Annotated in this window: 22 protein-coding genes; 11 read left to right on the top strand and 11 right to left on the bottom strand. The window is 57.4% G+C overall.

The window, feature by feature from the left end:
• Positions 1 to 19: 19 nt before the first annotated feature.
• From DBY66_RS02605 to DBY66_RS02595, 3 genes are all read right to left on the bottom strand, one after another.
• Positions 20 to 268 (bottom strand): CsbD family protein, encoded by a 249-nt coding sequence (locus DBY66_RS02605; RefSeq protein ID WP_065649559.1) that lies wholly within the window; start codon positions 266 to 268, stop codon positions 20 to 22.
• A gap of 122 nt (positions 269 to 390) precedes the next feature.
• The gene (locus DBY66_RS02600; protein ID WP_071668751.1) at positions 391 to 942 is read right to left on the bottom strand and encodes a hypothetical protein; all 552 of its coding nucleotides are present in this window, start codon (positions 940 to 942) and stop codon (positions 391 to 393) included.
• A gap of 62 nt (positions 943 to 1,004) precedes the next feature.
• A complete protein-coding gene (locus DBY66_RS02595) occupies positions 1,005 to 1,334 on the bottom strand; it encodes a hypothetical protein (RefSeq protein ID WP_039383913.1) in 330 nt (109 codons plus the stop codon).
• Positions 1,335 to 1,538: 204 nt separating this feature from the next.
• On the opposite strand from DBY66_RS02595, the gene DBY66_RS02590 reads away from it, so the two are divergent.
• From DBY66_RS02590 to DBY66_RS02580, 3 genes are all read left to right on the top strand, one after another.
• On the top strand, positions 1,539 to 1,718 hold the full coding sequence (locus tag DBY66_RS02590; RefSeq protein WP_094111811.1) for a hypothetical protein: 180 nt from the start codon (positions 1,539 to 1,541) through the stop codon (positions 1,716 to 1,718).
• 152 nt (positions 1,719 to 1,870) lie between these two features.
• On the top strand, positions 1,871 to 2,254 hold the full coding sequence (locus DBY66_RS02585; protein WP_039383917.1) for a hypothetical protein: 384 nt from the start codon (positions 1,871 to 1,873) through the stop codon (positions 2,252 to 2,254).
• 19 nt (positions 2,255 to 2,273) lie between these two features.
• Positions 2,274 to 2,687 carry a GNAT family N-acetyltransferase gene (locus DBY66_RS02580; RefSeq protein WP_108569260.1) on the top strand — a complete coding sequence of 138 codons (414 nt, stop codon included), beginning with the start codon at positions 2,274 to 2,276 and terminating at the stop codon, positions 2,685 to 2,687.
• Here DBY66_RS02580 and DBY66_RS02575 read toward each other — a convergent pair whose 3' ends face one another.
• Together DBY66_RS02575 and ldcA are read right to left on the bottom strand one after the other, a co-directional pair.
• Positions 2,688 to 3,350 (bottom strand): MBL fold metallo-hydrolase, encoded by a 663-nt coding sequence (locus DBY66_RS02575; RefSeq protein ID WP_094111809.1) that lies wholly within the window; start codon positions 3,348 to 3,350, stop codon positions 2,688 to 2,690.
• Positions 3,351 to 3,373: 23 nt separating this feature from the next.
• Entirely contained in the window at positions 3,374 to 4,297 is a 924-nt protein-coding gene (gene ldcA, locus DBY66_RS02570; RefSeq protein WP_104084781.1) for a muramoyltetrapeptide carboxypeptidase, read from the bottom strand.
• 164 nt (positions 4,298 to 4,461) lie between these two features.
• Here ldcA and emtA point away from each other — a divergent pair, with 164 nt between their 5' ends.
• Positions 4,462 to 5,091, top strand: a complete 630-nt coding sequence (emtA, locus tag DBY66_RS02565) for a membrane-bound lytic murein transglycosylase EmtA (protein WP_082032656.1) — start codon at positions 4,462 to 4,464, stop codon at positions 5,089 to 5,091.
• A gap of 15 nt (positions 5,092 to 5,106) precedes the next feature.
• On the opposite strand, the gene DBY66_RS02560 is transcribed toward emtA, so the two are convergent.
• A complete protein-coding gene (locus DBY66_RS02560) occupies positions 5,107 to 6,234 on the bottom strand; it encodes a mechanosensitive ion channel family protein (RefSeq protein ID WP_039383923.1) in 1,128 nt (375 codons plus the stop codon).
• 89 nt (positions 6,235 to 6,323) lie between these two features.
• Positions 6,324 to 7,055 (bottom strand): flagellar brake protein, encoded by a 732-nt coding sequence (locus tag DBY66_RS02555; protein ID WP_071668912.1) that lies wholly within the window; start codon positions 7,053 to 7,055, stop codon positions 6,324 to 6,326.
• Between the two features lie 171 nt (positions 7,056 to 7,226).
• Between DBY66_RS02555 and DBY66_RS02550 the strand changes: the two genes are divergently transcribed.
• Positions 7,227 to 7,475: a GlsB/YeaQ/YmgE family stress response membrane protein gene (locus tag DBY66_RS02550; RefSeq protein WP_039383925.1), complete on the top strand. Its 249-nt coding sequence runs from the start codon at positions 7,227 to 7,229 to the stop codon at positions 7,473 to 7,475.
• Between the two features lie 68 nt (positions 7,476 to 7,543).
• Here DBY66_RS02550 and treA read toward each other — a convergent pair whose 3' ends face one another.
• The gene (gene treA / locus DBY66_RS02545; RefSeq protein WP_108569261.1) at positions 7,544 to 9,223 is read right to left on the bottom strand and encodes an alpha,alpha-trehalase TreA; all 1,680 of its coding nucleotides are present in this window, start codon (positions 9,221 to 9,223) and stop codon (positions 7,544 to 7,546) included.
• 204 nt (positions 9,224 to 9,427) lie between these two features.
• Here treA and ghrA point away from each other — a divergent pair, with 204 nt between their 5' ends.
• From ghrA to DBY66_RS02530, 3 genes are read left to right on the top strand one after another with little or no spacing between them, the layout of a single operon-like run.
• Complete coding sequence (gene ghrA, locus DBY66_RS02540) at positions 9,428 to 10,366, top strand: glyoxylate/hydroxypyruvate reductase GhrA (RefSeq protein WP_108569262.1); 939 nt, start codon at positions 9,428 to 9,430, stop codon at positions 10,364 to 10,366.
• Between the two features lie 21 nt (positions 10,367 to 10,387).
• Complete coding sequence (locus tag DBY66_RS02535; RefSeq protein WP_094111804.1) at positions 10,388 to 11,125, top strand: phosphatase; 738 nt, start codon at positions 10,388 to 10,390, stop codon at positions 11,123 to 11,125.
• Between the two features lie 24 nt (positions 11,126 to 11,149).
• Positions 11,150 to 11,710 (top strand): molecular chaperone, encoded by a 561-nt coding sequence (locus tag DBY66_RS02530; protein ID WP_039383933.1) that lies wholly within the window; start codon positions 11,150 to 11,152, stop codon positions 11,708 to 11,710.
• Positions 11,711 to 11,824: 114 nt separating this feature from the next.
• Here the strand turns inward: DBY66_RS02530 and DBY66_RS02525 are convergent, their stop codons facing one another.
• Positions 11,825 to 12,709, bottom strand: a complete 885-nt coding sequence (locus tag DBY66_RS02525; RefSeq protein ID WP_039385807.1) for an EamA family transporter — start codon at positions 12,707 to 12,709, stop codon at positions 11,825 to 11,827.
• A 251-nt stretch (positions 12,710 to 12,960) separates the two neighbouring features.
• Between DBY66_RS02525 and DBY66_RS02520 the strand changes: the two genes are divergently transcribed.
• Entirely contained in the window at positions 12,961 to 13,674 is a 714-nt protein-coding gene (locus tag DBY66_RS02520; protein WP_039385809.1) for a glutamine amidotransferase, read from the top strand.
• On the opposite strand, the gene DBY66_RS02515 is transcribed toward DBY66_RS02520, so the two are convergent.
• A complete protein-coding gene (locus DBY66_RS02515) occupies positions 13,653 to 14,216 on the bottom strand; it encodes a methyltransferase domain-containing protein (protein WP_039383934.1) in 564 nt (187 codons plus the stop codon). The two genes, DBY66_RS02520 and DBY66_RS02515, sit on opposite strands and share 22 nt — an antisense overlap.
• A gap of 248 nt (positions 14,217 to 14,464) precedes the next feature.
• Between DBY66_RS02515 and DBY66_RS02510 the strand changes: the two genes are divergently transcribed.
• Together DBY66_RS02510 and DBY66_RS17840 are read left to right on the top strand one after the other, a co-directional pair.
• Positions 14,465 to 15,985: an aldehyde dehydrogenase family protein gene (locus DBY66_RS02510; RefSeq protein WP_039383936.1), complete on the top strand. Its 1,521-nt coding sequence runs from the start codon at positions 14,465 to 14,467 to the stop codon at positions 15,983 to 15,985.
• 97 nt (positions 15,986 to 16,082) lie between these two features.
• Positions 16,083 to 16,244 carry a hypothetical protein gene (locus DBY66_RS17840; RefSeq protein ID WP_158086449.1) on the top strand — a complete coding sequence of 54 codons (162 nt, stop codon included), beginning with the start codon at positions 16,083 to 16,085 and terminating at the stop codon, positions 16,242 to 16,244.
• A 79-nt stretch (positions 16,245 to 16,323) separates the two neighbouring features.
• Here the strand turns inward: DBY66_RS17840 and fumA are convergent, their stop codons facing one another.
• Entirely contained in the window at positions 16,324 to 17,967 is a 1,644-nt protein-coding gene (fumA, locus tag DBY66_RS02505; protein ID WP_071668755.1) for a class I fumarate hydratase FumA, read from the bottom strand.
• Between the last annotated feature and the right edge of the window lie 136 nt (positions 17,968 to 18,103).

The raw sequence follows: 18,103 nt of genomic DNA, 5'->3' as shown, positions 1-18,103 counted from the left end.
GCTGGCCCCGCTGACCAGATTATTTGCGGCCCAGCAGGAAACCGACGATCACGCCGATGCTGGCAGCCACGGCCAGACCCGTAGTCGGGTTATCACGGACCGACCTCACCACGCAATCAGCTGCATCCTGTACGGCATAGCTCGCCTGCGCCGGATAGCGCCGTGCTGCACCTTTTGCCTGATGACGGGAAGAACCCGTCAGTTCGCCAAATTTCTCCTGAACTGCACCTGCTGCTTCATTCAATTTTGCTTCCGCTTTGTCAGTCATGTTGACTCCCTGATAGTGGTGAATGTCACTTTCAGCGTAGTCAGAGAATGGCGGACCGGCAACCCGACAGCGGTAAAGGTTATGTAACAATCTCTGTTTAACGACGCTTGTTCAGGAACGGTTTACCCCTGACGGCAGCGCCAGGAGGGGTACCAGCTCACCAGGAAGTGGCGTAAATGATCAAAACACCACTCAGCATCCTCGGGCTGCTGGCAGTAAAACCGGACGGTCACTTTTTCATAGCGCTGCTGACGCAGGTGCAGCGGCGACCAGCCCCAGTCCAGCACGGCGCGCGCATAGTTGACCAGCGAGCCGGCAGGCATCTCATGCTGACTCTCCTGACAGCCGAGGTAGTGCTCAAAGCGTGCTTCCAGCTGTTCAGCTTCATCATGCGTATGCAGTACATCCGGACGAAAAGCGATGTCGATAAATCCGCAGACGCTGTCTTCACGCTGCTGACGATCGCAGGCGAGCGTCATAAAGAGTCCCTCCTGCAGATTCACCTCTTCCAGCAGCCGGCGCATATTTTCAGAATCATTACCCGCTTTAATTTCGTCGATCCGCTCGGGCTGCTGCGTCAGATCAAACCCGCAGGGATTCACTGAGCCATCTTCATTGGTGGTGGCCGGGAAGGGGAAATCGATGTAGCCGTTATTATCGAGACTCTTTTCCATTATCGGTATCTGCCGCAAGCGTAAACCCTGACAATAAACTATCCCGCGGCGGGGTGCACGGGCTATGGACACTGCCAGGTGATCATGGTGTTTTCGTAAGGATTGATAAGCCGGAACTGTTTATCGCTCAGGCGCTGGGCATAAAAACCTTCGGTCGTAATGGCAGAGGGGATATAGCGGAAGCGATCGGTCGAGTGGAGCGGGCCACTGCTTACCGTGACGTTGTCACGTCTGACGGAGAAAGCGGTCGCCAAATCAAAAATCCAGGCGTGAGTGTTTCCCAGCGACTGACCATAAATCGTGGTCACCTCACCGGGACAATCCACCCCTTTTGGCGTCGAGCTGCAGCCTGTCAGCGCAATAATAATGATGAAATAAGTCAGTCTTAACATGGTCCTGTTCCTGGTTCTTTCCCTGTCTGACAGTGGCACGATAACGCGTATCGCTTATATGAGCATAGCAGGTCTGGCTGCACTTCCCATTTGCATTTTGTTTAACTGTTAAGCGGTAAGCAGGTAAGGGGGTGACTTTGGTAGCAGATAAACGGTATTCTTGCCAGCGCAGTGCACCAGACAGGAAAAAGACAGGGTAATTGAATGAGAGAAGAAGAAGCCAGCTTAATGATTCTTCAGCAGGCGATAGATCAGCTGGACGCCGATAAGAAAAAACAGGTCATAAACTGTGTTACGGCGATCCACGATGTGATGCATAAATTCGATCCAGAAGATGCCGGACTGGCATTGATGCTGGTGGCCGCTCAGGTGGCCGCAGAGTAAGCTTCAGGCCGATGCAATATCGGCTTTGTTTCTGCTTTATTACTATGTAGATGTTCGGCGCGCCCGCTCTGATGCACGGCACGCCATGCATTAATCTGCTTCCCGCTATGTTACCCTGCGAGCCTTTACATCACACTCAGGCGAAAAACAGCATGAAAATTCTGGTTATAGCCGCGGGCCTGCTGGCCTGTCAGATTGCGCCGGCATGGAGCGAAAGTGAATTTCAGATCACCTGTCCGGGGCGGGCCACGATGACGGTATCCCGCGCCAGTTACGGGCTCAGCACGCTGATGTGGCCGAAGCGGCATTTTCAGGTGGCCGCCGGACAACAGCGTTTCCACCTTGAAGGGGGCGACAGCGTGGCCATCACGCGGTTCCGCAACGGCGACCGGCTGGTCATCAATAAAGAGAGCGGTGAAACCTTTTTTGTTTATGCGCAGAGCGACAAACTGGTCCCCTGTCAGCGTTCAGTGAAGCGCGATGCCGCCATCGTCTCTCTCGATCGTTATGACGATCGTCAGCACGCCTCTTCTTAACACCGACAGGAACAACACCATGTCACTCAGCGTTACCGACAGCGTTACTGCGCAGGATCTCGACGATATCAGACAGGGTCTTAACGCGTTCAACAGCCGCTTTATTGACGTCAGCGAGATCAAAGTGCTGGGCGTGTTTATTAATGATGCAGACGGCGGAAAAATAGCAGGCCTGACAGGATCAACCTGCGGTAACTGGCTGCGTATCGACATGCTGTGGGTCAGTGACGCGCTGCGCGGGCAGGGGGCCGGCACCCGGCTGATAACGGCAGCAGAGAACGAAGCGCGGGCGCGGGGTTGCGTCTATGCGCAGGTGGATACGGCAAGCTTTCAGGCGCGTCCGTTCTATGAAAAACAGGGTTATCAGCTCCGGTTCAGCCTGAATAACTATCCGCGCCATCATCAGCGCCACTATCTCACCAAAGCTCTCTGACTACAGCAGCGGCTGCTGTCGCAGATCCAGTGGCGACTGCTCCGCTTCGTCAATCGCTGCCAGCCAGCCGGACAGATCAGTCTTTACCCATGAAAGGTGACCCCGCGTGGTGCTCATCAGCACCACATCGGGTCGCAGCGTGCGGTAGAGTTCCAGCGACTGCTGCAGCTCGGCAGGATTACTGTCAGGCTTGAGCACGCTGATCCAGCGGTTGTAGTCGCAGGTGAGGGTGTCGCCGACAAACAGATAGGTCTGCCCGAGCGGAGAGTGGTAAAGATAGCTGCTGCTGCCCGGCGTATGGCCGGGCGTTGGCAGCAGATGGAAGTCGCCAAAATGCACCTCCCTGCGGGTAAAGGTTTCATCCGGCTCAACCACCAGGCTAACCGGCCCCAGCGAGCGGCTGTGGCAGTAAAGCGCACTGCTGAAGCGCTGCTGAATAAGCCGTGCTCCCGGCGCCGCCTCATGCCAGTGCGTAAGATAGTGACGAATAACGCCACCCGCCTCTGCCAGAAACTCATGATCAAGCGGATTCTCAACCCGGCCAATCAGCAGGTTGCCGCGCGGATGCCGCAGCATAAAGCCATGCATCATCAGGTCATTAGCGGTCTCTTCAGCGGGAAATTCCGGTGTGGAGATCCATAAGTCTTCATAAAGCGGCTTCAGAGGGCGATCTCCTGCATGTCATATTATCGCAGCACCGGATGTCCGGTGATGCTGAGCCGCGCGTTGCCGGCACTCATATCAAGCGTAGCATGCGCACCCAGCGGCAGCGTGACGGTATCAGGCGCATGTCCAAACGCCAGATCGCTTATCACCGGCAGCTGATACTCATCGCGCAGGCGCTGCCAGACAGTGTCGAAACCGAAGCCGTTATCATAGGCGCTGAGGGAGGTACTGGTAAAACTACCGGTAATAATCGCCTGCTGACGCGCCAGAATGCCGCACTGCTGCAGCTGCAGCAGCATGCGCTCGATGCGAAACGGATGTTCATTGACATCTTCAATCACCAGAATGCCGCCTTCAATCTGCGGCAGCCACGGCGTACCAACCAGCGCGCAGATCATCGCCAGGTTACCGCCCCACAGGCGGCCCTGCCAGCTGCCGCAGTCCGGGCTTTCACTCTGCCAGTTTACTCTCAGTTCCGGAGAGGAAATGGCCTGCCAGAAATGGTGTTCGGTAAACGCTGAAACGGGATCCGCGCCGAAATTACCGGCCAGCATCGGGCCGCTGAAGCTTATCAGGCCGGTCTGCGCCAGCAGCGCCAGCTGAATAGCGGTAAAGTCACTGTGGCCGCACAGCGCGACTGGCTCACTGCTGAGACGCTGCGCGATACCGCGGTAATCCAGCTTGTCCAGCAGGCGGGTCGCACCGTAGCCACCGCGCACTGCCAGAATAATGTCCGGCAGCGGGTCTGATGCAGCCAGCGCATTGATATCCGCCAGACGTTCTGCGTCCGTACCGGCAAAGCGCTGAAAGCGGCGGGCAACCACTGCGCCATTCTCCACCCGGTGGCCTGCATGCTGAAGCCGCTCAATGCCGCGCCGGGCAGCATCCTGGTTGTGGCAATAGCCAGAAGGGGCGATTAAACGAAAGGAACGGGCTGGGTGCATTGCGCTTTTCCTGCTCTCTGCTTAAGTGTGCATAGTGACAAACTGCGTGAACGGCGTCACGACAGCAAAATGAATTTTGTCATTTTCAGAATAACGGTAATTTTACTGCCGGCCGTCATGGCTATGATAGCCTGCGCCTCTCTTATAGCGGAACCTGAAAAACAGTGAAATTTCGACTACTTATGCTCTCTGCTTTACTGCTGGCAGGCTGTGCCAGTGAACCGGAAAAACCCAGAGTGCCTGAGCGCAATACGCCTCTCACTCAGGCTCCGCCCTCAAAAATTAATGATGCCTGGGCGCTGTTTACAGAAGATGCTGCCACTCATTATGGCGTTGATGAGAAGTTAATCAGCGCCATTATCAGTGTCGAATCGGGCGGTAATCCTGCTGCAGTAAGCCGCTCTAACGCGGTGGGTCTGATGCAGATCAAAGCCTCGACGGCGGGGCGCGAAGTCTATCGCGTGCAGGGCCGTCACGGGCAGCCCTCAACGGCCGAGCTGCGCGATCCGGCTAAAAACATCGATATCGGGGTCGCCTATCTGCGTATTCTGCAGGAGTCGGCGCTGGCCGGTATCCGCGATCCGCTGACGCTGCGCTACGCCACCATTGTCTCCTATGCCAATGGAGCCGGTGCGCTACTGCGCACCTTCTCACGCGACCGCGACCGCGCCATTGCGATGATTAACGCGATGTCGCCGGATGAGTTTTACCAGCACGTGCAAAACAAACATCCGGCCGCGCAGGCACCGCGCTATCTGTGGAAAGTGACCACCGCCTACCGCACAATTGGCTAGCGCGCGGTGCGCAGCTTAGCGCTGCGCACTCTGTGCCGGTGCTTCGTTGGACGCATCGCTGAGATTGATACGCGGCAGTACCCCACCGGTAAACTCGACGCGGCGCATCGGGAAGGCGAAGCGGATCTGCTTCTGCTCCAGCTGCGCCATCAGCTGCAGGTTAATCTCCTGCTGAATATCCATATAAACATTGTAATCCGCGCTCAGCACGAAATAGACCACTTCGAACGTCAGCTGCGACTCATCAAACGAGAGAAAGTGCGCCCGGTCAAAACGGGTGTCGGGCACGCCTTCGATAATCGTTTTCACCATGCCGCCAATCTGCCGCACTTTCTCCGCCGGCGTACCGTAGTTAATGCCGAACTTAAACACGATGCGCCGCTGCTGCATCCGTTTGTAGTTGTGGATCGTCTGCTGTAACAGAATGGTGTTTGAGCAGACAATCTGTTCGCCGCCGAGGCTGCGCAGACGCGTGGTTTTCAGGCCGATGTGCTCAATGGAACCCGCGATATCGCCGAAAACTATAAAATCACCGTGCTCAAACGGTTTATCAAAGCCGATCGCCAGCGACGCAAACACATCGCTCAGCACGGTCTGAATCGCCAGCGCAATGGCGATACCGCCGACGCCTAAACTGGCCACCAGTGCGGTAATGTCGATCCCCATGTTGGAGAGGATCGCCAGCAGCATCATTACCCATACCACCACTCGCAGCAGAATGCCGAGGATCACGGTGGTGACCGGATTACGCACGTGCAGCGGATCGCGCAGCATGCTTTTCAGCCATAAACGGATGCCGCAGTCGATCCAGAGGGTGAACTGCAAAATCAGCGCGAGGAACCAGCTGTGGGCAATCGCCACGCTCCAGTTGGCCGGCAGGTCCGCAAACTTCAGCGAAATCAGCAGTGAGAAGATCAGCAGCAGCGACTGGCTGGTGCTGCGCAGGATCTCAACAAGAATGGCGGTGAAGCGCACATGGCGCTGTTCGCTGTAGCGGGCGATACGATTCGAAACAAAGCGGATAGCGGTGCGCAACAGCCACCAGACGATAAGGGTGCCAAAGAGGATGATGGCGCTGTTGATCCAGACGGTTTGATTAAGAAAAATGCGTTGCCAGCCAGAGGCTGAAAGCCAGTTTTCCATGGGGGAGTTTCTCCTTGCCGGGCGCTGGTTAAAATAAAGGGCAAGGAGAAGCATAGCCTGTCTGAGATATCCTGCAGGCGTAACGGCAGTTACTGAAAGCGGCTCGCCTTATCGCGTGCCAGCCGTTCAAGCGCGAAGATCACCTGCTGCAGCTGGCGCTCCTGCACGGGCTCAATGGCAGTGAAACGAAAGCTCAGCCGCGGTATTACGCAGGCTTCGCCTTTACGGACTACGCTGCGCTCGCCAATATGCAGCAGCTCTGCGGTGACCTCAAACTGACCAAATTCACCCAGCTCAACCCGCAGCTGGCTGAACTTATCCCCCCGGGTAAGGCCCTCCGGCAGCGGCCCTTCCGGCAATACCCCGACCCCGCCCAGCGAAAGATCCTGCAGGCGAAAGCGCGCCGGGCTGCCGTCCGGCCACCGGGTGTAACACCAGAAAACCGGCTCCAGCGGGGCGTTGATACGGAAAAATTCGCGGCGCTGGATTTGCCAGGCGCACGCCGGCAGCGGTGCGCTGAATGCGGGTAAGCCTTCATATTCAACCAGCGTCAGGGCAGCGAGGGTGAACTCAATTTTGGCGCCGTAGGTTTCGGCGCAGACGCTGAAGTCGGGACTCTCCAGCACCCACTCATTGCTCAGCGCATTGCTGCCCAGATCGAAAATGATGCACTCCTCATCGGCAACCAGCAGGCGGCTGATAAACTGCCCGCGATTAAAGGTCACCATTAGCGGAGTTTGGTAGCGCGACAGATCCCTCATCACATTCAAGACCGCTAACGTACCCCGCTTGAGATACTGTTCGTTATCGGCATCTTTCACATCCTGCTCCCCGCTGCTGCGCTTATCATCGTTATGCGACGATTATCGGCGTAACGCTCTGAAGCTTTAGCGGCTGGGTGATGATTAAAGCGGCAGTCGCGCTGCAGGGAAAAAAATCCCGTCTATACTTATCGCAGTGAACACCTTGATTCATAACGTAAGGAGCAACAAATGGGTATTCTTTCATGGATTATTTTTGGTCTGATCGCCGGTATTCTCGCTAAGTGGATTATGCCAGGTAAAGATGGCGGCGGCTTTATCCTGACCGTGGTACTGGGTATTATCGGTGCGGTTGTCGGCGGCTGGATCAGTACCCTGTTTGGTTTTGGCAGAGTTGACGGGTTCAACTTCGGCAGCTTTGTTGTCGCGGTGATCGGCGCCATTGTCGTGCTGTTTATCTACCGTAAAGTGCGCAGTTAATTCTGCCCGCATAAAAAAAACCGCGGCCCCGGGGCTGCGGTTTTTTTTCGGCTGTAGCCGGTGCGAAATTAATTCGCGCGCTGCAGCGCCGGCATATCAGGGATATCACTGGCGCTGTTACAGGTTTTTTCTTTCGGGCAATATTTATCCAGCAGCATCAGCGTCACGCCGTTGGTCCAGCCAAAGCCATCCTGCAGCGGATATTCGCCGCCACCGCCACCGCCCAGCTGCGCGCCCTCAACCACATATTTTTCTACCAGCTTATGCTCTTTGTCATAGGTCTGCTGGACGTTTTGCAGAAAGCGCTGGCCAATCTGTCGTGCCAGCTGCGGCTGGTTATAATGCTCCAGCCCCTCTACCGCTACCCACTGCAGCGGAGCCCAGCCATTAGGTGCATCCCACTGCTGGCCATTATTGACCGTGGTTGTCACCAGACCACCAGGTTTAAGCAGCTGTTTTTCAACTGCAGAGGCGGTACGTTCAGCCTGTTTATCTCCGGCCAGCTGCATATAGAGCGGGAAAAGAGCGGCCGCCGTTAGCTGGTTGTGAACCTGTTTTTTACTGAAATCGTAATCAGCATACCAGCCCTGTTTCTCATCCCACAGATAACGATTGATTGCGGCCTGGCGTTTTTCTGCCGCCGCGGCAAAGGCTTTTGCCTGGTCATCCTGTTTTGCCAGCCTGGCTGATTTTGACAGCGTCTGCTCCAGATGAAACAGCAGGCTGTTGAGATCGACCGGCACCAGCGCTGTGGTGCGGATCGAAGCGAGATTATGCGCATCGGTAAACCAGCGCGAGCTGAAATCCCAGCCCGACGCCGCGCCGGCGCGCAGATCGCGCCAGAGCTGCGGTTTGTCTCGTTCCGGGGTTTTTTCTGCCGTCTTCACATCGTCCAGCCAGGATTCTGTACGCGGCACGTCGCGTGCGTCCCAGTAGCGATTAAGCAGGGTGCCATCGGAGAGCTTTACCACCCGCTTGCTGGCGTGACCGGCCGCCACGCTGTCGCTGTCAGCCATCCAGTAGTCATACTCTTTCTGCAGCTGCGGCTGATAGTGCCGGTAAACCTCATCGCCTTTATGCGTGGCCAGCAGGTCCACCATCAGGCTAAAGAACGGCGGCTGTGACCGGCTGAGATAATAGCTGCGGTTGCCGTTAGGGATATGCCCGTAGCGATCGAGTTCGGTGGCAAAGTTATCGACCATATCCTGCACGCGGTCCCAGTTACCGCTTTCCGCCAGGCCCAGCATGGTGAAATAGCTGTCCCAGTAATAGACCTCGCGGAAACGCCCGCCCGGCACAACGTAAGGTTTCGGCAGCGGCAGCAGTGAATCATACTGGCTGGCATCAGGCGTGCTGCGCGTCAGCACCGGCCACAGACCGTTGATATGCTCACGCAGGCTCTGCCCGGCGGGCGGTACATATTTATCCTGCTCTTTGGGCAGGGTAAAGTTCATGTCAACGAAGCGTTTGAGATCGAAATTGCGCTGCTTCTTTTGCATCTGCCAGTCAGCGAGAATCGAGGCGGGATCGTATTTCGGGATCGCGTCAGCAAAGGTTTTCTGATCGGGATAGAACTGCGCTTTCTGCACGGCGCTGAAGAGCGGCCCCAGGCGTACATCGGGCGGCTGCGGCGGCTGGCTCAGCATCCGGCTTCCGGTTTCAGCATGGGCCAGCGTGCTGGTTGCCAGCAGGGCAGTGGTAAGCAGCAGAGAGAGGCGCGCGGGCATCAATATGACATTTTTTCTCATCGGTTTTTCTCCTTGTCCGAAAACGTGGTGCGCTAACGTATTGACCACTCAACCAACTTTAGTCGCTATCGTGCTGGCTGGCGCTGCAGGGCGATGGAAATGTGAAGCGCTGCCGGGTAATTACGTGGGAAATTGTTGCCGCTGACGGTTTTTACTTGCTCCGCCGCGCGGTTTACCGGAGGCTGAAAGAAAATAAGGAGGCGTATGAAGATTATCTGGTATCACCCGTCAATGGACGCGCAGCGCTGGCTCACGGGCCTCGGCCGGCGGCTGCCGGACGCGGAAATCCGGCTGTGGCAGCCAGGCGATAATGGCCGTGCAGATTATGCCGTTGTACGTTCGCCGCCGGTGGAGATGCTGGCGCAGCGAAGCCTGAAGGGAGTGTTCGCGATGGGTGCGGGCGTCGATGAACTTCTGCAGCAGCAGCGTCAGCACCCTGACAGGCTCAGCGCCCAGGTGCCGCTGTATCGCCTCGAGGATACCGGCATGGCACAGCAGATGCAGGAGTACGCGAACTGGTGCGTGCTGGGCTGGTATCGCCGCTTTGCTGACTATCAGCGCCAGCAGCAGGCGCACTGCTGGCAGCCGCTGCCGCTGCCGGCGCGCGACGCCTTCACCATTGGCGTGCTTGGCGCGGGCGTACTGGGCCGCAGCGTGCTGGAGAGCCTGCAGCAGTGGGGATTCCCGCTGCGCTGCTGGAGTCGCACGCCGAAGAGCCTGCCTGGCGTGCACGCCTTCCACGGTGCCGCCGCGCTGCACGACTTCCTTGCCGGCTGCCAGGTCGTGATTGATCTGCTGCCCGCCACGCCGGAAACCACCGATCTTATCAACGCTGATTTCCTGCGCGCGCTGCCGCACGGCGCATACTTTCTTAACCTGGCGCGCGGCGCGCACGTGGTTGAAGCGGACCTGCTGGCAGCGCTTAACAGCGGGCAACTTGCCGCCGCCGCGCTGGATGTCTTTCAGCAGGAGCCGCTGCCGGCGGAAAATGCGCTCTGGCAGCATCCGCACGTTACCCTCACGCCACACAGTGCCGCCATTACGCTGCCGGAGCAGGCGATGGACGCCATCGCCAGCGCCATTCAGCAGCTGGAAAAAGGGCAGCAGCCCCCGGGGCGCGTGGATCGCCAGCGCGGCTATTAATTTATCTCAGAGGAGCAAAATATGTATCCCGTTGACCTGCATATGCACACCGTAGCCAGTACGCACGCCTACAGCACGCTGCATGACTATGTCGCCCAGGCGAAACAGAACGGCCTGAAGCTATTTGCCATTACCGACCACGGCCCCGATATGGCGGATGCGCCGCATCACTGGCATTTCATTAATATGCGTATCTGGCCGCGGGTTATTGACGGCGTGGGGATCCTGCGCGGAATTGAAGCGAACATTAAAAATCAGCAGGGCGAGATCGACTGCAGCGGGCCGATGCTGGATGCCCTGGATCTGATCGTGGCGGGGTTTCACGAGCCGGTCTACACGCCGCGCGACAAAGCGCACCATACTGAGGCGATGATCGCCGCGATGGCAGGCGGGCTGGTGCATATCATCAGCCATCCGGGCAATCCCAAATTCCCGGTGGATATTCGCGCCATTGCCGAAGCCGCAGCCCACTACAACGTGGCGCTGGAGATCAATAACTCCTCGTTTACCCATTCGCGTCCGGGCAGTGAACCTAACTGCCGCGCGATTGCGGAGGCGGTGCGTGACGCGGGCGGACAGCTGGCATTTGGCTCCGATTCCCATACCGCCTTTACGCTGGGGCATTTTGAGCACTGCCTGCGCATTACGCGCGAGGTGGATTTCCCTGAAGATCGGGTGTTAAATGTCACGCCGCGCCGCCTGCTCGATTTTCTGGAGCAGCGCAGCGGTAAACGGATCGCGGAATTACTGGATTTTTAATGTTGTAGTGAGGAATGCTGCCAGATGAATGAATTTTCTATGCTTTGCCGGGTGATCGGCTCCCTGTTTAACCGTCAGCCCCAGGATCCGCTGCTGATGCCGCTGTTTACGCTGCTGCGCGAAGGCAAAATGCAGGCACAGTGGCCGCTGGAGCAGGATGCGCTGCTGACGCGTCTGCAGCAGAGCAGCGATCCGCAGGCGCTGGCAGCGGATTACAACGCGCTGTTTGTCGGTCAGGAGTGCAGCGTGCCGCCTTACGCGTCACAGTGGCCGGAAGGCGCGCCGGAAGCGGAGATCCGGGCGTTTCTCAGCGCGCGCGGCATGCCGCTCAGTGACGCGCCTGCCGATCACTTTGGCGTACTGCTGCTGGCGGCGTCGTGGCTGGAAGATCAGTCTGCAGAAGATGAATCAGACGCGCAGCGCGCGCTGTTTGAATCTTATCTGCTGCCGTGGTGCGGTGCGTTCCTCGGCAAAGTTGAAGCGCACGCCACCACGGCGTTTTATCGTACGCTGGCTGAGCTGAGCCGCGAGGCGATCCAGACGATGTATGATGAGCTGAGCGAAGACGATACGCCGCAGGCGTAATCGCTCCCCGCAGGGGGAGCTGCTGCCGGAGGCGTTCGCTGCAGCTGCACAACAAGCAGTGACGTGCGGCTGAAGCCTGCAGACTCCGGCGGATGCAGGTTAAGCGAAGAGAGACTAACGCCGGCGCAGACGCGGAAAACGTGCGTGCATGCGCAGATTGCGCAGGTTGAGCACGGCAATGGCGGTGCCCAGCACCACCAGCGATGCGCCAAAGACTTTGAAACTGTTCATGCTGTCGCCCAGCACCGTCACGCCCATGATGACAGCCAGCACCGGCGTCAGTAGCGAATAGGGCATGATCAGATTAACATTATATTTTTTCAGCAGGGCGTACCACAGCGTATAGGCAACAATCGAAGAAGCGATAGCGCTGTAAAGAATGCCGAACCAGCCGTGCCAGCCCGCCGCCTGCAGGGCGCTGAACTGATTCGACTCTGTCAGCCATGAGGCAGCGCCAACCAGCGGCACGGCGAGGAATGAGATCCAGCCGGTCAGCGTCAGCGGACTGATAGGCGGCGACTTTTTGACAATCATGTTGCTGACCGCCCAGCCAAACGCGCTGCACAGCAGGATACAGAGTACCCACCAGGCGGGGATAGTCGGGCTGCCGGAGAGCACGGCCACGCCGCTCAGAGAGATAGCGATGCCGCACAGCTGCACCAGCCGCAGCTTCTCTTTCAGGATCGCCATCGCCAGCAGCATCGCAATGGGTGTGCCCAGCTGTACAACGATAGCCGCCGTACCGGCATCGGTATAGCGCATGCCGACAAACAGCAGCGAGAAATGCATAAAGCCAAAGGTAAACGCGAGGGTGATGAGCCACGGCAGCTGCGCGCGCGTGACACGGCAAAAGGGCACCAGGATCAGAGCGACCACGACAAAGCGCATCCACGTCAGAAACAGCGGCGGCAGCTCCAGAAGGCCCCATTTAACCGCCACGTTGTTAAACGCCCAGATTGAAACCACAAACAGAATCAGAAAAAAATGCCGTACGGCCACGCTGTTATCCTTCACAGAAAAATGAACTTACGCTTAATAATGGCATGAAGCCTGCCGCACAGGACACATCAACCTGGCGGTTTAGCACTCAACAGCAAAATCGCCACTTTATAATTACAACATACTATTATCTGAGCGCTATCCTGACATCCGCTTCTGCATAAGCATGTTGCGGAATAACATAAGACACGGCTGGCAATTGCTGTCACAGTAGAGCTTAACAGCGGACGCAGCAGAGGAGCATGCCGGCAATGACGGAGCGTTATACTTTACCCCTGGCATTAATACAGCTTGAAGTTCCGCCCCCGCAGGTGGTGGCGAAAATTGGCGAACAGCCTGCGTGGTTTATTGACGCGCTGCAGCTGCAGGCGGATGACTATATTATCGTGCGTCCGCACCGGGGTGACGCGCTTCCCGGCTGGCAGGAGATTAGCGGGGCGATCCTCAGCGGCTCCTGGGCGATGGTAACCGACCACGCAGGATGGAGTGAGCGCACTGCGGCCTGGATACGCGGCGCAATAGAGGCGCAGCTGCCGCTGCTTGGCGTCTGCTACGGCCATCAGCTGATGGCGTATGCGCTGGGGGGTGAGGTGGGCGATAATCCCCGCGGCTGGGAGCGCGGGCTGCAGACCGTGACGCGGACCGCTTCGGATGCCTGGCTGAACGGACTGCCGGCGCACTTTTCCGCCTGGCTGTCGCACCGGCAGTCGGTACTGGCCCCGCCGCCGCAGGCCACGGTTCTGGCGCGCTCAGCGCTGGATGCGTGTCAGGTGTTACGCTACTCGCCGCAGGCATTTTCCGTTCAGTTTCATCCGGAGTTCAGTCGCGAGATCATGACGGCCTGTACACCGGCTGACGTACAGCCGGATAGCGCGGTAATGGGGGATACTGACTGGGCGCGTACACTGCTGCAGCGCTTCTGGCAGCAGGTACGGCCCCGGGATCAGGAAGCGTCGCAGCGCTGACAGCGATAGACCCAGGCGGGCGGCATGTTTTTCAGCACCCGCTGCCGCTGCCAGACAAAATAGCGCGACAGATCGTGCCGGGTGAGCGAGGTGTACTGAAACTGGACAAATACGCCCTGGGGCGCCAGCGCATTATGCACCGCGCTCAGAATGGTGTGACGCGTGGCCGCAGGCAGCGACAGCAGCGGCAGGCCGGAAAAAATAGCGTCATATTCACCCTGCAGCAGCTCCGCTGAGTGTGCCTGGACCTGCATGCGCGGATCGTGCCACTGACGCAGTTCTGCTGCCAGCTGCGGATTAATTTCAAACACGTCAAGCTGCGCGGCCGGTACCATACGCGACAGCAGCTGGCGGGTCAGCACGCCATCGCCGGCGCCCAGTTCAGCCACCCGCAGGCTGCTATCCCACTCTACCGCATTGCACATACAGCGGCATAACGCCGCTGATGAAGGGGTGACGCTGCCGATTGTGCGCGGATCGCGAATAAACTGCTGTACAAAGTTCGCTTTGGCCCGCATTAGCATCATGGCTGAAGCCAGCATCTTTCTCTCCTGAATCTGTGGTCTGCAGGGTATTGACCACAGATAACGCTCAGGTTTCGCTTTAGCGCGGCAAAAAAGCCAAACTCAGAACATTCCGGCACAAATGATTCTGTCCCGCTTTAACACCGATTTCCCGCGTCGGCTCACAGTTTCCCGCCTGCAGACCTGACAGGCTAAAAACGATCGCGCAATGTTAATCAACAGTTTAAAAGTTGTTAACTTCCATTCGCTCTGTAAGGGGAAATACCATGCGTTACGCTGCTCCGGGAGAACAGGGTTCTCTGATCACTCTGCAATCGCAGTATGGCAACTTTATCAACGGCGAGTTTACTGCGCCGGTTAACGGTCACTATTTTACCAACACCTCACCGGTTAATGGCAGCGCAATTGGCGAATTCCCGCGTTCCGATCGGGCAGATGTTGATAATGCGGTCGCGGCGGCCCAGGCGGCGGCAGAGCAGTGGGGCAAGACCTCACCGCAGGCGCGCTCGCTGGTGTTACTGAAGATTGCTGACCGCCTGGAGCAAAATCTGGAATATATCGCCGTTAATGAAACCTGGGATAACGGCAAGCCGGTACGCGAAACGCTGGCCGCTGACCTGCCGCTGGCGGTGGACCATTTCCGCTATTTTGCCGGCTGTGTCCGGGCGCAGGAAGGCAGCGCCGCCGAAATCGATGAGTTCACGGCCGCCTATCACTTCCATGAACCGCTGGGCGTGGTGGGGCAGATCATTCCGTGGAACTTCCCGCTGCTAATGGCCGCCTGGAAGCTGGCACCGGCGCTGGGCGCAGGTAACTGCGTGGTGCTGAAACCAGCCGAGCAGACGCCGCTTTCCATCACGCTGTTTGTTGAGTTGATCAAAGATCTGGTCCCGCCCGGCGTCATTAACGTGGTGCACGGCTACGGCAAAGAGGCGGGCGAAGCGCTGGCATCGCATCCGGGCATTGCCAAGATCGCGTTTACCGGCTCAACAGCGACCGGCGGCCATATTCTGGAGCTGGCGGCAAAAAGCCTGATCCCGTCCACGGTGGAGCTGGGCGGAAAATCACCAAATATCTTTTTCGAAGATATCATGCAGGCGGAGGAGAGCTTTATTGAGAAAGCGGCCGAGGGGGTTGTGCTCGGCTTCCTGAACCAGGGTGAGGTCTGTACCTGTCCGTCGCGCGCGCTGGTGCAGGAATCGATTTTTGAGCCCTTTATGGCGGCCGTGATGAAGCGCATCAAAACCATTAAACGTGGCGATCCGCTGGATACGGAAACCATGATTGGCGCTCAGGCGTCGCAGCAGCAGTTTGATAAGATCCTCTCTTATCTTGAGATTGCGCAGCAGGAAGGGGCGGAAGTGCTGCACGGTGGTAACGTTGAGCAGATTGGCGAAGCCTTCAGCGGCGGCTACTATATTCAGCCCACGCTGCTGAAAGGCAACAACAGCATGCGCGTATTTCAGGAAGAGATTTTCGGACCGGTGGTCGGCGTACTGACGTTTAAAGATGAAGCGGAGGCGCTGGCCATTGCTAATGATTCGATTTACGGGCTTGGCGCTGGCGTCTGGACGCGGGATATCAACCGCGCATACCGTATGGGGAGAGCAATCAAAGCCGGACGCGTCTGGACTAACTGCTACCATCTCTATCCGGCTCACGCTGCGTTTGGCGGCTATAAGAAATCGGGCATCGGGCGGGAGACGCATAAAATGATGCTGGATCACTATCAGCAAACTAAAAATCTGCTGGTGAGCTACAGCACACAGCCGCTCGGGTTCTTCTGATTTTCGTACCGGCGGTCGCTGCAGAGGCTATATTTTCATAAACCTGTCATCTTTGCAGGACAGGATATGAGAAACGCCTCTGCGCAAAGGAGAGATCATGAACGCAGGATATGATTATATGGAGCAGCACGATGAGGTGCTGGATGCGGTCGAACAGGACATTATCAGCGTCAATCTGCCCACTTATGATGCGTTGCAGCATGCGCGCCAGCAGAGTGCCGAGCGCGACGCCGCGCGGGAAATGTCGCTGCGCGCATAAGAAAGCGCTCTCAGATTAATAAAAAAATCCGCAGCCTGGTCTGGTGCCGCGGATTTTTTACAGGGTCTGCTTCAGCGCTTTACTTTACGCAGGCAGAGCACTGATTGTGGATCTGCTGGAAGAAATCGTTACCTTTGTCATCGACCAGAATAAACGCCGGGAAATTTTCCACTTCAATTTTCCAGATCGCCTCCATGCCCAGTTCGGCATACTCAACGCACTCAAGGCTTTTAATACTCTGCTGCGCCAGTACCGCTGCCGGGCCGCCAATACTGCCCAGGTAGAATCCGCCATGCTTATGGCAGGCGTCAGTCACCTGTTTGCTGCGGTTACCTTTGGCCAGCATTACCATGCTGCCGCCGTGCGACTGCAGCAGATCGACATAAGAGTCCATCCGGCCTGCGGTGGTAGGGCCGAGGGAACCGGACGCGTGTCCTTCCGGCGTTTTGGCCGGACCGGCATAGTAGACCGGATGATCTTTAATGTACTGCGGCAGCCCTTCACCATTATCGATACGCTCTTTGAGTTTGGCGTGAGCGATGTCGCGCGCCACAATAATGGTGCCGTTCAGCGACAGGCGGGTAGCCACCGGATAAGCGGAGAGCTGGGCCAGAATATCCTGCATCGGGCGATTAAGATCTACCTGCACCACTTCGCCTTCGCCCTGCTGGCGCAGCGCTTCCGGAATATAGCGTCCCGGATTATCTTCCAGCTTCTCAATCCAGATGCCATCGCGGTTGATTTTAGCTTTGATGTTACGGTCAGCAGAACAGGAGACGCCCATGCCTACCGGGCAGGAGGCACCGTGACGCGGCAGTCTGACCACGCGAATGTCGTGAGCGAAATATTTACCGCCAAACTGCGCGCCCAGTCCGAGCTGCTGCGACGCTTCCAGCAGTTCCTGCTCCAGCACGATATCGCGAAACGCCTGACCGTGCTCGTTGCCTTCCGTTGGCAGCGAGTCATAGTAATGCGTTGAGGCGAGCTTAACCGTTTTTAGCGTGCTCTCCGCAGAGGTACCACCGATCACAAATGCAATATGGTAGGGCGGACAGGCAGCGGTGCCGAGCGACATCATTTTATCAATCAGGTAGTTTTTTAATTTTGCCGGCGTGATTAACGCTTTGGTTTCCTGATAGAGGTAGGTCTTGTTCGCTGAACCACCGCCTTTAGCGATGCAGAGGAACTTATACTCATCGCCATCCACGCTGTAGAGATCGATCTGGGCCGGCAGGTTGGTGCCGGTATTGACCTCTTTGTACATATCCAGCGGGGCGTTCTGCGAGTAGCGCAGATTATCTTCGATATAGGTGTTATAGACGCCCTGCGACAGCGCCGCTTCATCGCCGCCGCCGGTCCAGACGCGCTGGCCTTTTTTACCCATGATAATCGCGGTGCCGGTATCCTGGCAGGTTGGCAGTACGCCTTTAGCAGCGATTTCTGAGTTACGCAGAAACTGCAGCGCGACATACTTGTCATTCTGACTCGCTTCATCATCCGCCAGAATAGCGGCAACCTGCTGCTGGTGTGAGGCGCGCAGCATAAAAGAGGCGTCATGAAACGCCTGCTGCGCCAGCAGCGTCAGCGCTTCTGGTGCGACTTTCAGCACCTCCTCGCCCTCAAAGCTGGCGACCGAAACGTGCTCGCGGCTCAGCAGGTAATATTCAGTATCATCTTTGGCGAGAGGAAAGGGGTTCTGGTAATAGAAGGGTTTGTTCGACATGTTGGCTCACTTAGCTTCGTGTTGCCCGCCTGCGCGGCGGGCGGCAAATTAGGCGATCTGTGGTGCTATTTTCTCTCGCCAGCCCGTATCAGGAGCTGACTGGCGAGCATAGTAACACTGAAACAGGCTGACGCGG

The sequence above is a fragment of the Pantoea sp. RIT413 genome, assembly GCF_003057675.2.
Lineage (GTDB): Bacteria > Pseudomonadota > Gammaproteobacteria > Enterobacterales > Enterobacteriaceae > Pantoea > Pantoea eucrina.
This window is presented reverse-complemented; position numbering and strand designations above follow the sequence as displayed.

Excerpts from the sequence above, each read along its gene's own strand:
- DBY66_RS02605 (WP_065649559.1), bottom strand. The coding sequence starts at position 268 with ATGACTGACAAAGCGGAAGCAAAATTGAATGAAGCAGCAGGTGCAGTT.
- DBY66_RS02600 (WP_071668751.1), bottom strand. The coding sequence starts at position 942 with ATGGAAAAGAGTCTCGATAATAACGGCTACATCGATTTCCCCTTCCCG.
- DBY66_RS02595 (WP_039383913.1), bottom strand. The coding sequence starts at position 1,334 with ATGTTAAGACTGACTTATTTCATCATTATTATTGCGCTGACAGGCTGC.
- DBY66_RS02590 (WP_094111811.1), top strand. The coding sequence starts at position 1,539 with ATGAGAGAAGAAGAAGCCAGCTTAATGATTCTTCAGCAGGCGATAGAT.
- DBY66_RS02585 (WP_039383917.1), top strand. The coding sequence starts at position 1,871 with ATGAAAATTCTGGTTATAGCCGCGGGCCTGCTGGCCTGTCAGATTGCG.
- DBY66_RS02580 (WP_108569260.1), top strand. The coding sequence starts at position 2,274 with ATGTCACTCAGCGTTACCGACAGCGTTACTGCGCAGGATCTCGACGAT.
- ldcA (WP_104084781.1), bottom strand. The coding sequence starts at position 4,297 with ATGCACCCAGCCCGTTCCTTTCGTTTAATCGCCCCTTCTGGCTATTGC.
- DBY66_RS02560 (WP_039383923.1), bottom strand. The coding sequence starts at position 6,234 with ATGGAAAACTGGCTTTCAGCCTCTGGCTGGCAACGCATTTTTCTTAAT.
- DBY66_RS02550 (WP_039383925.1), top strand. The coding sequence starts at position 7,227 with ATGGGTATTCTTTCATGGATTATTTTTGGTCTGATCGCCGGTATTCTC.
- treA (WP_108569261.1), bottom strand. The coding sequence starts at position 9,223 with ATGAGAAAAAATGTCATATTGATGCCCGCGCGCCTCTCTCTGCTGCTT.
- ghrA (WP_108569262.1), top strand. The coding sequence starts at position 9,428 with ATGAAGATTATCTGGTATCACCCGTCAATGGACGCGCAGCGCTGGCTC.
- DBY66_RS02535 (WP_094111804.1), top strand. The coding sequence starts at position 10,388 with ATGTATCCCGTTGACCTGCATATGCACACCGTAGCCAGTACGCACGCC.
- DBY66_RS02530 (WP_039383933.1), top strand. The coding sequence starts at position 11,150 with ATGAATGAATTTTCTATGCTTTGCCGGGTGATCGGCTCCCTGTTTAAC.
- DBY66_RS02520 (WP_039385809.1), top strand. The coding sequence starts at position 12,961 with ATGACGGAGCGTTATACTTTACCCCTGGCATTAATACAGCTTGAAGTT.
- DBY66_RS02515 (WP_039383934.1), bottom strand. The coding sequence starts at position 14,216 with ATGCTGGCTTCAGCCATGATGCTAATGCGGGCCAAAGCGAACTTTGTA.
- DBY66_RS02510 (WP_039383936.1), top strand. The coding sequence starts at position 14,465 with ATGCGTTACGCTGCTCCGGGAGAACAGGGTTCTCTGATCACTCTGCAA.
- DBY66_RS17840 (WP_158086449.1), top strand. The coding sequence starts at position 16,083 with ATGAACGCAGGATATGATTATATGGAGCAGCACGATGAGGTGCTGGAT.
- fumA (WP_071668755.1), bottom strand. The coding sequence starts at position 17,967 with ATGTCGAACAAACCCTTCTATTACCAGAACCCCTTTCCTCTCGCCAAA.